Annotated in this window: 8 protein-coding genes and 1 pseudogene; 8 read left to right on the top strand and 1 reads right to left on the bottom strand. The window is 63.4% G+C overall.

Features of this window, described 5'->3' with window-relative positions; translation table 11 throughout:
• Positions 1 to 93 precede the first annotated feature (93 nt).
• The 8 genes from ASF60_RS19640 to ASF60_RS19605 all read left to right on the top strand — a co-directional run bounded on the left by ASF60_RS19640 (position 94) and on the right by ASF60_RS19605 (position 12,786).
• Complete coding sequence (locus ASF60_RS19640) at positions 94 to 996, top strand: DUF3313 domain-containing protein (protein ID WP_056189065.1); 903 nt, start codon at positions 94 to 96, stop codon at positions 994 to 996.
• A gap of 164 nt (positions 997 to 1,160) precedes the next feature.
• Positions 1,161 to 2,654 carry an IMP dehydrogenase gene (gene guaB, locus ASF60_RS19635; RefSeq protein WP_056189062.1) on the top strand — a complete coding sequence of 498 codons (1,494 nt, stop codon included), beginning with the start codon at positions 1,161 to 1,163 and terminating at the stop codon, positions 2,652 to 2,654.
• Between the two features lie 145 nt (positions 2,655 to 2,799).
• Positions 2,800 to 3,231, top strand: a complete 432-nt coding sequence (locus ASF60_RS19630; protein WP_056189059.1) for an MAPEG family protein — start codon at positions 2,800 to 2,802, stop codon at positions 3,229 to 3,231.
• 76 nt (positions 3,232 to 3,307) lie between these two features.
• On the top strand, positions 3,308 to 4,258 hold the full coding sequence (gene panE / locus ASF60_RS19625) for a 2-dehydropantoate 2-reductase (protein WP_056189056.1): 951 nt from the start codon (positions 3,308 to 3,310) through the stop codon (positions 4,256 to 4,258).
• Positions 4,259 to 4,575: 317 nt separating this feature from the next.
• Positions 4,576 to 5,877 (top strand): RsmB/NOP family class I SAM-dependent RNA methyltransferase, encoded by a 1,302-nt coding sequence (locus ASF60_RS19620; RefSeq protein WP_056189053.1) that lies wholly within the window; start codon positions 4,576 to 4,578, stop codon positions 5,875 to 5,877.
• A gap of 444 nt (positions 5,878 to 6,321) precedes the next feature.
• Positions 6,322 to 7,878, top strand: coding sequence for a glutamine-hydrolyzing GMP synthase (guaA, locus tag ASF60_RS19615; RefSeq protein WP_056189050.1), 1,557 nt, complete (start codon positions 6,322 to 6,324; stop codon positions 7,876 to 7,878).
• A 432-nt stretch (positions 7,879 to 8,310) separates the two neighbouring features.
• Positions 8,311 to 9,585 carry an efflux RND transporter periplasmic adaptor subunit gene (locus tag ASF60_RS19610; RefSeq protein WP_244476773.1) on the top strand — a complete coding sequence of 425 codons (1,275 nt, stop codon included), beginning with the start codon at positions 8,311 to 8,313 and terminating at the stop codon, positions 9,583 to 9,585.
• Between the two features lie 33 nt (positions 9,586 to 9,618).
• Complete coding sequence (locus ASF60_RS19605) at positions 9,619 to 12,786, top strand: efflux RND transporter permease subunit (RefSeq protein ID WP_056189047.1); 3,168 nt, start codon at positions 9,619 to 9,621, stop codon at positions 12,784 to 12,786.
• Positions 12,787 to 12,799: 13 nt separating this feature from the next.
• Here ASF60_RS19605 and ASF60_RS24795 read toward each other — a convergent pair.
• A pseudogene (locus tag ASF60_RS24795) lies at positions 12,800 to 12,888 on the bottom strand (IS5/IS1182 family transposase); the annotation flags it as partial.

Below are 12,888 nucleotides of genomic sequence, written 5' to 3'. Positions count from 1 at the left end.
AGTCGCTAAGCTCGACGGCATGATAGGGCGCCGCGCGACTCCGCCTCGGAGCCGTGCCGGGCGCTCTCCTCCGCGTCCTCAAGAAAGTCACCGATGCTCCCGAGGTTCGAACATCGACGCAGGCTGGCGGGCTTCGTCTCCTGCTTTGCTCTGGCGGCCGCGGTTGCCGGATGCGGTACCGTGATCCTGACCGAGGCCGGATCGCTGACCCGCTACGATCGTCTGGTCTCCAGCGACGAAACGGCCAGCTCGTCGCGAATCTTCGTCGATCAGGCAGCTCTGGCCCAGACCCGGACCGTGCGGATCGTGCCCACGACGTTCCCGGAGGCGGTCGCCCCCGGTCTGACGCCGGCGGAACGCAAGCTCGTTGCCAACGCCGCCGATCGCGCCCTCTGCTACGAGTTGTCCCTGCGCTACGACGTGGTGTCCGGGCGGAAGGCCGACCTGACGGTCCGCTCGGCCGTCACCCGCATCGACCTCACCAACGTGCCGGCCGCTGGCGCCACGATCGCCACCTCGGCCGGCATCACCGTCGCGTCACAGCTCGGCGCCGGGTTCGCGACGGCCGTCGGGCGCATCCCGATCCCGCGCATCCCGATCGGGCTCGGAAGCCTGACCGTCGAGGCCGAGGCCCTCGACAGCCGCAACACGCAGCGCGCCGCCATGGTGTGGGGCGGTGCCACCAACGCCTTCACCAATCAGGCGCGATTTTCGCCGGCCAGCGACGCTTATGACCTCGCCGGGGAGTTCGGGCAGGATTTCGGCTTCTATCTCGCGACCGGCCAGGACCCGTTCAAGGCACCGCTCACGTTGCCGACCTACGACCGCGTCCGCGTGACGACTTTAGGCGAAGCGCCCCTCGATCCGGATTGCGAAGCCTTTGGCCGCGCCCCCGGTTTCGATGGAATCCTCGGCGATTACGTCGGTGCGCCCCCGGAATGGACCGACAAGGGACCGGCGGAAGGCCTGCCGGGCGCCCCCTATAGCCTGCGCTAGGCGCAACCCTTACCGGAGAACGGCGCCCAGAGCGCCTTTTTCTGTGGCGCAGGCTGACCGGCGGCTTTGCGCCGGTTCCCCCCGCGTGATACTGGCCCGTGCCAACCCACTGACGCCGGACGGCCCGCAAGGCCCGGCGCAGGCACCCGTTCCGGAGTTGGTTCATGGCCCGCATCACCGCAGATTCCATCATCGAGGGCCTGACCTTCGACGACGTCCTCCTGCGTCCCGCCGCTTCCTCGGTGATGCCTTCGGACGTGAAGATCGCGAGCCGGCTCACCCGGTCCATCCATCTCAACCTGCCGATCCTGGCCTCGGCCATGGACACCGTCACCGAGGCGCCGATGGCCATCGCCATGGCGCAGAACGGCGGCATGGGCGTCATTCACCGTAACCTTGAGCCGGCCGAGCAGGCCGAGCAGGTCCGCCTGGTCAAGAAATACGAGTCCGGCATGGTGCTGAATCCCATCACCATCCACCCGGACGAGACCCTGGCCGACGCGTTCTCGCTGATGAAGCAGAACCGCATTTCCGGAATCCCGGTGGTCGAGCGCGGCCCCAACGGCTCGCGCGGCAAGCTCGTCGGCATCCTGACCAACCGTGACGTGCGCTTCGCCACCAACTCGTCGGAGACCGTGGCCGACCTGATGACCCGCGACCGGCTCATCACGGTGCGGGAGGGCGTGAGCCAGGACGAGGCCAAGCGCCTCCTGCACCAGTTCCGCATCGAGAAGCTGCTCGTCGTCGACGACCACTATCGTTGCATCGGTCTCATCACCGTCAAGGACATCGAGAAGCAGGTCGCTTATCCGAGCGCCGTCAAGGACGAGCAGGGCCGCCTGCGGGTGGCGGCCGCCACGACCACCGGCGACAGCGGATTCGAACGGGCCGAGCGCCTCATCGATGCCGGCTGTGACGTGATCGTGGTCGACACCGCCCACGGCCACTCGATCAAGGTTCTCGACGCCGTGCGCCGGGTGAAGCAGCTCTCCAACACCGTCCAGATCGTCGCCGGAAACGTCGCCACCCGCGATGGCGCCCAGGCGCTGATCGATGCCGGCGCGGACGCGATCAAGGTCGGCATCGGGCCGGGCTCGATCTGCACCACCCGCATCGTCGCCGGCGTCGGGGTGCCGCAGCTCACCGCCCTGATGGAGGCGGTCGAGGCGGCCCAGAGCGCCGACGTGCCCGTCATCGCCGATGGCGGCATCAAATACTCCGGCGATCTTGCCAAGGCGATCGCGGCCGGGGCCTCGGTCGCCATGCTGGGCTCGCTGCTGGCCGGCACCGACGAGGCGCCCGGCGAGGTGTTCCTGCACCAGGGCCGCTCCTACAAGAGCTACCGCGGCATGGGTTCGGTGGGCGCCATGGCGCGCGGCTCCGCCGACCGCTACTTCCAGGCCGAGGTCAGCGACACCCACAAGCTCGTCCCCGAGGGGATTGAGGGGCAGGTGCCCTACAAGGGGCCCGTGGCGGCGGTGCTGCACCAGCTCGCGGGCGGCCTGCGGGCCGCCATGGGCTATGTCGGTGCCCCGACCATCCCCGACTTCCAGGAGAAGGCGCAGTTCATCCGCATCACCAATGCGGGTCTGCGTGAGAGCCACGTCCACGACGTGACCATCACCCGTGAGAGCCCGAACTACCCGGGTCGCGCCTGAGCCGCCATCCTCGTCCGGTCTCGGTCGTCGCCGCTCCGCGCAGGCGATGATCGGGATCGGGGCCTACCCTCTCCAGATGACCACTGCCCAGGTGACCGCTGCCTAGGTGACGCTGCCTGGGTCACCACCGCGCGAAAGGTCCGGCGTGACCGTCCAAGCCATCCTGGCGCCCGTCTTCGCGCAGGTGTTCCTCACCTTCGCCCTGCTGTTCTGGCTCGGTCGAGCCCGTCTCGACGCCGTACAAGGCGGCGCGGCGAAGGGCCGGGACTTGGCGATGGGCCAGCGCAACTGGCCCGCTCCGGCGCAGCAGGCGGCCAACACCTTCTCGCACCAGTTCGAGATCCCGGTGCTGTTCTACGTCCTCGTCGGATTTGCCCTGGCGACGCGCAAGGCGGACCTGCTCTTCGTCGTTCTGGCCTGGGTCTTCGTCGCGAGCCGGTTCGTTCACGCCGGAATCTACCTCACCAGCAACCATGTGCCCTATCGCTTCCAAGCCTACACGGCAGGGACGCTGGTGCTTCTGGCGATGTGGATCGTCTTCGCCGTCCGCATCTTCGCCAGCCCGATCGTCCCCTGAACCCGGGCGAGGGCACCGGAGCGCCACCGCCCATTTCGGCTCAGACTCACCCAACGAACAGGGAAGGAATTCGACCATGCGCGTGCTCGTCGTCGGGGCCGGAGCCACCGGTGGGTACTTTGGCGCACGCCTGGCCGAGGCCGGGCGCGACGTGACCTTCCTGGTCCGACCGGCCCGGGCCGAGAAGCTCGCCGCCACCGGCTTGGTGGTCGAAAGCCCGGTCGGCCATTTCCAGCTTCCCGCGCCGCAGACCGTCACGGCGCGCGAACTGGCGGCCGGCCAGGGTGGCGCCTTCGATCTCGTGCTGTTCTCGTGCAAGGCCTATGATCTCGACAGCGCCATCGCGGATGTCGCACCGGCCATCGGACCCGGCACCGCGATCCTCCCCGTGCTCAACGGCATGCGCCACCTCGACGCGTTGGACTTGGTATACGGCGCCGACCGCGTGCTCGGCGGTTCCTGCGCGATCGTGGCGACGCTCGGGCCATCCGGCGAGATCCGCCAGATGAATCCGCTGCATACGTTGACCTATGGCGAGCGTTCCGGCGGCCGATCCGCTCGCGTCGATGCCATCGAGATCCTGATGCAGGGCGTCACGTTCCAGCCCCGGCTCAGCGAGTGTATGGTATTGGAAATGTGGGAGAAATGGAGCTTCCTGGCCACGCTCGCCGGGTCCACATGCCTGATGCGTGCCACCATTGGCGACATCGTTGCCGCCCCGGGCGGCCTCCCGTTCATCGAAGCGCTGATGGAGGAGTGCCGCGCCATCGCCGAGAGTGCGGGCTATGCGCCGCGCCGGAGTGCACTCGACAACACCCGCAAGACACTGACCGCTGCGGGATCCGCCTTCACAGCCTCAATGCTGCGCGACATCGAGGGCGGAGCCCGCATCGAGGCGGATCACATCATCGGCGATCTGATCACGCGCGCGTCCGGCGCGGTCGCGCATCCGATGCTCGACCGCGTCTATACGCATCTCAAGGCTTACGAGAACCGGCGCGCCCGCGAAACCGCGGCACGATCCTAGTAGCGATGCCCTGGCGGCGGAGGCGGCGGCGCGCCGTACTCGAGCTGGGTCTTGGCATCCAGCCGGCGCGGCGGGGGCGGTGACAGATCGGGGGCGGCTGGGGCCGTGGAACAGGCGGCCACGGCAATCGCGAGAAGGCTGGCAAGGCCGAGATGGATGACGGGGGACATGCAGTTCTCTAAAGCTCCGAGTGCGTTCGACGCGGCACCGTCGCTCAAGCTGAGCCGTGAACCCGCCGGAAGCTCGACCGCACTGTGACCGACCGCCGTCCGAAGCGTGGCCATATCGCGGCGCTATTTCAATATCGAGGACCCTGCTTGACCCCGCCCGCCCGCCTCTCCGCTGCGATCGAAGTCCTGACCGATCTGTCTTCGCGCCGTCGCCCTGCCGCCGATGCCCTGAAGGATTGGGGACTGGCCCACCGTTTTGCCGGATCGGGCGATCGCGCCGCCATCGCCAGTCTGGTCTACGATACCTTGCGCCGCCGCGCCTCCGCCGCCTGGATCATGGGCGACGAGAGCCCGCGCAGTCTGGTCATCGGCATGCTGCGCCTCCAGCACGGGCTCGCTGCGCCCACAATCGCCACGATGTTCTCCGGTGATCGCTTTGCCCCGGAGCTATTGACGGTTGCTGAGCGAGCCTGCTTGACCGACGGGACGCTCGCGGACGCTCCGGCGCACGTCGCCGGCGATGTCCCCGAATGGGTTCTGCCCTCCCTGGCGGTGACATTCGGAGAGGCGACCCATGAGGAACTACGAGCCCTCGGTCGCCGAGCCCCCCTTGATATCCGGATCAACACGCTGAAGCGCAGTCGCGATGATGCCATGACCGGCTTGGCTCATCTCGCGCCGATGCCGACACCGCACTCCCCGAACGGCCTGCGCATCCCCATCGGCGAAGATGGACGCGGCCCCGCTCTTCACGTCGAACGGGAGTTCATCGACGGGTGGTACGAAATTCAGGATGAGGGCTCGCAACTCGCGAGTATCCTAAGCGGAGCGCGACCGGGCGAGACGGTGATCGACCTCTGCGCAGGCGGCGGCGGGAAGACGTTGAGTTTGGCGGCCATGATGCAGAAGACCGGCCGTCTCGTGGCAAGCGATGACGATCCGCGTCGCCTCGCACCGATCCACGAGCGTCTGCGCCGCGCCGGCGCAGACGCAGAAATCCGCACGCCCCGCTCCGGTAGGGCTCGCGCCGACGTCCTTGGCGACCTCGACGAGATGGCAGACCGGGTGCTGGTCGATGCGCCCTGTACAGGCTCGGGCACGTGGCGGCGCAACCCTGACGCCAAGTGGCGGTTGCGCCCCAATGCGCTGACATCGCGGGTCGCGGATCAGGCCACTGTCCTCGACCGAGCGAGTCGGCTGGTCCGCCTTGGCGGCCGCATCACCTACATCACCTGTTCGATGCTCCCCGAGGAAAACGATACGGCTATCGCCAGCTTCATCAGCCGACGACCGGACGACTTCGCTGTAGTTCCTGCAAAGGAGGTCCTGGCGGAGCGGGCCCCCCGTTTGGCTGAAGCCGTTCGCTTGACCAACCACGGTCTCCAGATGAGTCCGGCCCTCACAGGCACCGACGGTTTCTACGTCGCGACCCTGGAACGCCTCCGCTGAAGTAAGAAATGGCCCCATGGGGGGCCATTCCGAAGCGTTTGATGAGTGGGTGATCAGAAGCAGCGACGCTTGCGCACCACTACGACGCGACCGAATGGGCCACGACGCTTGGTGACTACCGTCTTGCAACGTGGCCCGCGGACAATCGTCCGTTCAACGACACGCGCCTGCTCGACGTTGGAGCCAGGCGAAAGGCCGGCGGCGAAAGGCAATGCTGAAGCCGACGTCGCTCCGAACCCGGTCAGGGCGAAGGCGGCAATCCCGAAGATGGTGGCTCTCACAGCGGAGGCTCCTGTTCGTTTCTGGGGAGCAGGGTTTCGACCGCTGACGGTGAACAGCCGCTTAACGCGGCGGCACGCGCATCCCCAGTCCGATACCGGTCGCGGGGCCGCTCTGCAGGTTCGTCCGTTGCACGGGATCGAGGCCTCGTCTAACTCCGGTTCCATGACGACAGAACACGACAAAATCCTCATCGTGGATTTCGGTAGCCAAGTGACGCAGCTCATCGCGCGCCGCGTGCGCGAAGAGGGCGTCTACTGCGAGATCGTGCCGTTCACCAAGGCTGCGGAGGCGTTTGCGGAGACTAAGCCAAAGGGTGTGATCCTGTCCGGCGGCCCCGAATCGGTGACCACCGAGGCATCGCCCCGCACGCCTCAGGTGGTGTTCGAATCCGGTGTTCCCGTCTTCGGCATCTGCTACGGGCAGCAGACGATGGCGGCGCAACTCGGCGGTGAGGTCGAAGGCGGTCACCATGCGGAATTTGGCAGGGCAGAGATCGAGATCCTGTCGGACTGCGCTCTCTTCAAGGGCGTTTGGCATGTCGGTGAGCATTATCCCGTCTGGATGAGCCACGGCGACCGCGTAACCAAGCTCCCGGACGGTTTCACCACCGTCGCCATGTCAAAGAATGCCCCCTTCGCGGCGGTGGCCGATGAAGCGCGGAACTACTACGCCGTCCAGTTCCATCCGGAGGTGGCCCACACCCCGCATGGCGCACTGCTGATCCGCAATTTCGTGCGCGATATTGCGGGCTGCTCCGGCGACTGGACCATGGGCGCGTACCGCGAAGAGGCAATCGAGAAAATTCGCGCCCAGGTCGGAAATGAGCGGGTCATCTGTGGCCTGTCTGGTGGCGTCGATTCCGCAGTGGCAGCAGTCCTGATCCACGAGGCGATCGGCGAACAACTTACCTGCGTTTTCGTGGACCACGGCCTTTTGCGCATGGGTGAAGCTGAAGAGGTCGTCCGCCTGTTCCGCGACCACTACAATATTCCCCTGGTCCACGTAGAGGCACAGGCGCTCTTCCTTGGTGAACTCGACGGAGTCAGCGATCCCGAGCAGAAGCGCAAAACCATCGGCCGCTTGTTCATCGACGTGTTCGAAGCCGAGTCGAAAAAGATTGGCGGCGCAGCCTTCCTCGCTCAAGGTACGCTCTATCCGGACGTCATTGAGAGCGTTTCGTTCACGGGTGGACCCTCGGTCACCATCAAGTCCCACCACAACGTCGGCGGACTGCCTGAGCGCATGAATATGCAGCTCGTTGAGCCCCTGCGCGAGTTGTTCAAGGACGAGGTCCGCGTCCTCGGCAAGGAACTTGGTCTGCCCGATGCCTTCGTGGGGCGACACCCCTTCCCGGGCCCGGGTCTTGCCATCCGCTGTCCGGGAACGATTACGCCGGAGAAGCTCGAAGCCCTCCGGAAAGCAGACGCAATCTACCTTAACGAAATTCGGAAGGCCGGCCTCTACGACACGATCTGGCAAGCCTTCGCTGTGATCCTGCCGGTGAAGACGGTTGGTGTGATGGGCGATGGCCGGACCTACGACCATGTCTGCGCCCTGCGCGCAGTAACCTCCGTCGACGGGATGACAGCGGATTTCTATCCTTTCGACATGGCTTTCCTCGGACGCGTTGCGACTCGGATCATCAACGAGGTCAAGGGGATCAACCGGGTGACCTATGACATCACCTCGAAGCCACCCGGTACGATCGAGTGGGAATGACGATCCTGAGCTTCCACAAGGTTGCAAAATTTATCAGGAATTCCCGCTTTTCATAGGCAGAATAGCTCTGGAGCCTCAGCATTGGTCTTGTCGTTTGCGACATGGCATGTAGTATACCAGCTGTCCCTCCCAGGGACCCATGTGACGCAACTTCACCCCGCAGCCCCTCGGTATGCGGGGTTTTGTTGTCAAAGGCTACTGGCGCGCGATGACGGGCGCTACGGAACGGAATGGATAACGCGGCGCAGGCCGAGGAGCCAAGGAGCCGAGGAACAGTCCGCTCATTTCCAGAGCTGACGCGAAGACCACACCTGCGAAGCAAAAGGCGATCTCTAGCCAAAGTGATCCGGACTCGCTTGTGCCCCGGGAAGCCGACCTCTAGAGACCGATCCGCGATCCAATATGGCTTTGGATACGTGCGCGAACGCGAAGTTGCCCGAGATCGAAATGATGAGCGAACCACAGGGCTCCTTCGCTCCACTTTCCGGATTGCAGCGCCGTACTCAAATCCTGCTTTTGTTCGTTGTTGCTGTGATTTGTATCGGACCCCTTTTGTGGTTCTCCGGGACATTCGCTGGGGCTGCGATAGCACCGGCGCCGTCAGCTGTACCCTCTCCATCTATTGGAAATAAGAGTTTCGTCCTCTCTGCTGATCAACTCGCCGCCATTGAGGTTGAGACGGTGGAACAGCGTCTCTTCTACGAAGAGATCACCACTGAGGGTAAGATTGGTGTCGATGAGTATCAGGCGACACCGGTTTTCTCACCTTATCCGGGCCGAGTCATTGCCATCTTCGCTCGGACCGGAGAGCAGGTGCAAAAGGGTGAGCGCCTTTTTTCAATTCAAGCCAACGAAATGGTCCAGGCACAGAACGATTATCTGGCCGCTTTGAATGTATTGGCAAAGACACGATCGCAACTAGGCTACGCGCAGGCTGCCGAGAAGCGGCTCCATGACCTCTACGACTCCCGCGTCACAACGTTGCGCGAACTGCAATCTGCACAGAACGATCTGAACACTGCGACCAACGACGCGCGGACCGCAGAAGTAGGTCTTGAGGCTGTACGAAATCGCCTCCGCATCCTCGGCCTGCGCGATGACGATGTCGCCAATCTTCAAAAGGGATCGATCAATCCCGAGACAGCGATCAACGCGCCCTTGAAGGGTACCATTATCCAGCGAAAGATCGGACCGGGACAGTATATCGGTACCGCGGGTGGCGACCCGTCCTACATTATTGGCGACCTTTCCAAGGTCTGGCTCATCGCACAATTGCGGGAGCCCGATGCAGCCAAGGTCGACCTTGGGGAGCGCCTCAAATTCCGCGTGCTGGCTTATCCAGAGAAGATTTTCGAAGGCCGAATCAACTTCATCGGGGCTTCGGTTGATCCGGCTACAAGACGCATCACTGTTCGAGCCGACATCGAAAACATACATAATCTTCTCAAACCTGAGATGTACGCTACGGTTCGGATTATCAATGAACGCGAGAGCCTTTCGCAGTCCGTTCCGCGTGCGGCGGTGGTGCTTGAAGGCAGCAAGGCAAGCGTTTGGGTGCTGAAGCCGGATAACTCGGTCGAGAGCCGAATCGTCAAACCTGGAATCATCGACGGTAGCAACATCGAGATTCTGGAAGGTCTGGTATCCGGCGAGCGCGTCATCTCACGCGGCTCCTTGTTCATCGATCGGATGCTGACCCGAGGCTGATTCGTCAGCGCTCGCCCGCAGGAACCACCGCAAATGACTGGACTCGTCCAACTCGCGCTTCGTCAGCGTGCCCTGGTGGTGCTGGCGTTTGTCCTGCTGCTGGCGTGCGGGCTCGTAGCCTTTCGGACTCTTAACATCGAGGCTTACCCCGATCCGACTCCGCCCATGATCGATGTGATCACGCAGGCATCAGGTCTGTCGGGCGAGGAAATCGAGCGATACGTGACCGTTCCGATCGAGGTGATCACCTCCGGATTGCCAAACCTGAAGCAGGTTCGTTCGGTTTCACTCTACGGCCTCTCGGACGTCAAGCTACAGTTCGGATTTGAATTCACGTATCGTGAGGCCGAGCAGCAGGTTCTCAATCGACTGGCCCAACTCGACGCGCTGCCCAACGGTGCCAAGCCAACCATCTCACCGGTGAGCCCCATCGGCGAAATTTTTCGCTATAAGCTGACTGCTCCGGCCGGTTACAGCGTCCTTGATCTGAAATCTCTGCAAGATTGGGTTTTGCGCCGTCGTTTCCGTGCCGTGCCCGGCGTTATCGACGTCATCGGCTGGGGTGGTAAGACGAAGACCTTCGACATCGCCATCGATCTCGACAGACTCACCGCCTACGGACTGACCCTGTCGGGCGTCGTCAAGACGCTCAACGATAGCAACCTCAATGTCGGTGGGAACCGGATCAACCTTGGGACGCAATCCGCGGTGGTGCGCGGCGTCGGTTTGATCCGTTCGACCGACGACATCGCCGACACCGTCCTGACCCAATCCGGTGGCGCACCGGTCCTCGTTCGCGATGTCGCCACGGTGACGATCGGACATCAACCACGCCTCGGCATCGCCGGCATGAACGATGACGACGACATCGTCCAGGGCATCATCCTGATGCGCCGCGGAGAGGAGAGCACGCCGACGATCCAGGCTGTACAGGCGGAAGTCTCGCGCATCGCGGCGATGGAACTGCTGCCACCGGGCGTGAAGATCGAGCGGATCTACGATCGAGCCGATCTAATCGCCGTCACGACGCACACCGTCCTGCACAACATGCTCGTTGGCATCGTGCTCATCCTGATCGTCCAGTGGCTATTCCTCGGCAATTTGCGCAGTGCGCTCATCGTGGTTGCAACGATCCCGTTCGCGCTGTTCTTCGCCGTGATCATCCTTGTGCTGCGTGGCGAATCGGCGAACCTGTTATCCGTCGGCGCCCTGGACTTCGGCCTGATCGTCGACGGAACCGTGATTATGGTTGAGGCCATCTTCCGGCGGCTATCGGGTCACGGTGACCCGACAGGAACCATCATCCAGTCTGGCCTAGCCGGCAAGCTTGGGCGCATTCGTCAGGCCTCCGCCGACGTGAGCCGCTCGATTGTCTTCGCCGCCATCATCATCGTGACCGGTTTTCTTCCGCTTTTTACCCTCACGGGTGTCGAGGGCCATATCTTCGGACCAATGGCGCAGACCTATGCGTACGCGCTCCTGGGGGGGCTCATCGCCACCTTCACGGTCACACCCGTCCTCTCCGCCTACCTGCTCCCAAACCACGTGGAAGAGGTTGAGACGCTCCTGGTCCGCAGCCTTGATCGACTCTACCGGCCAGCAATCCACGCCGCGTTGAGCAACCGCATCCTGACTCTCGGCCTAGCGGTTTTGCTCTTGGCGGGAGTCGGCGTGGCAGGACGTCAACTCGGTCTGGAATTCCTGCCGAAACTCGAGGAGGGCAACCTCTGGCTACGCGCCACCATGCCGGCGACGATCTCGCTCGAAGAGGGCAATCTCTACGTCAATCGGATTCGCCGCATCATCGCGGCCGTACCGGAGGTAGAAAGCGTCGTCTCACAACACGGCCGACCAGATGACGGAACGGACGCAGCAGGATTTTTCAATGGCGAATTCTTCGCGCCGCTGAAGTCCGCAGAGGCTTGGCGTCCGGGGGTGACAAAGGACAGGATGGTCAGCGACCTCCTCGAAAAATTGCGCGTTGAGTTCCCCGGTATCGAGTTCAATGTCTCGCAATACCTGCAGGACAACGTCGCGGAAGCTGTGTCCGGCATCAAGGGAGAGAACTCTTTCAAGGTCTTCGGCCCAGATCTGGAGACCCTTACGAAGGTCGCCAATCGCGTCGAAGCAGTTCTTCATCAAGTGCCAGGCGTAACCGATCTCGGTGTCTTCACATCCCTGGGCCAACCAACGGTACAGATCGACGTCGATCGCGTCCGGGCGGCCCGCTATGGGCTGACGCCTGGCGACATCAACGCAACCGTCCGCACAGCCATCGGCGGTGACAGCGCTGGAGATCTCTACGACAGCGGTTCAGATCGCCACTATCCAATCGTGATCCGCCTTGCCGAGCAATTCAGGCAGAGTGTGGCTTCGATCCGTGCCCTTCGCATTTCGGGACAGGGCCCAAATGGCACATTGATGCAGGTGCCCCTTAGCGAGGTTGCTCAGGTCGCTCTCGTTTCAGGACCGGCCTATATCTACCGTGAGGGTCAGGAACGATACCTGCCGGTGAAGTTCAGTGTCCGCGACCGCGATCTCGGTAGCGCAATCCTGGAAGCACGCGAGCGTGTGAACACCGAGGTCTCTCTGCCGCGCGGCTATCGTCTTGAGCTGGTCGGCGAATTCAACAACATGCAAGGCGCCCTCGCGCGCCTTTCCATCACAGTTCCGATTGCCATTGGCCTGATTGCGATCCTGCTGTTCATGAACTTCGGATCCGCCATCGACATGCTGCTGGCGCTCAGTGTCATCCCAATGGCTGCGGCCGGAGGAGTCCTGGCGCTTGTCATCACGGAGACACCGTTCAGTGTATCCGCCGCAATCGGCTTCATCGCACTCCTCGGCATTGCCGTCATGGACGGCATCATCGTGCTTTCACACTACAATGCACTGATCGCGGAGGGCGAAGAGCGTGTAAGGGCCATGTTGCGCACTTGCCGAACGCAACTCCGGCCGGTGGTCATGACCTGCGTCGTGGCTGGCGTCGGCCTCCTGCCGGCTGCCTTCTCCAACGGAGTCGGCTCCCAGGTTCAGAAACCTCTGGCGCTGGTAGTCGTCGGCGGCATGAGTCTGGCGCCGCTCCTCATCCTGTTGATCCTGCCAGCGCTCATTCTCGCGCTCTCGCGGCGAAACCCTGAACAAACCGAAAGCGAGGAAATAGAGATAAGCGCCGCGAAGCCAGCATCCGGTTTGACCTAGGGTCTGGACTCGATCAGCACCAGAAGGCGATGACGGCAGCGAGTGCGACGGCCGAGGCGTAGTTTCGGGCCAGCTTGTCGTAGCGGGTGGCGATGCGACGGA

This window comes from Methylobacterium sp. Leaf113 (assembly GCF_001423325.1).
Taxonomy (GTDB): domain Bacteria; phylum Pseudomonadota; class Alphaproteobacteria; order Rhizobiales; family Beijerinckiaceae; genus Methylobacterium.
The sequence above is the reverse complement of the archived record's forward strand: the minus strand, read 5'-3'. Positions and strand labels throughout refer to the sequence as shown.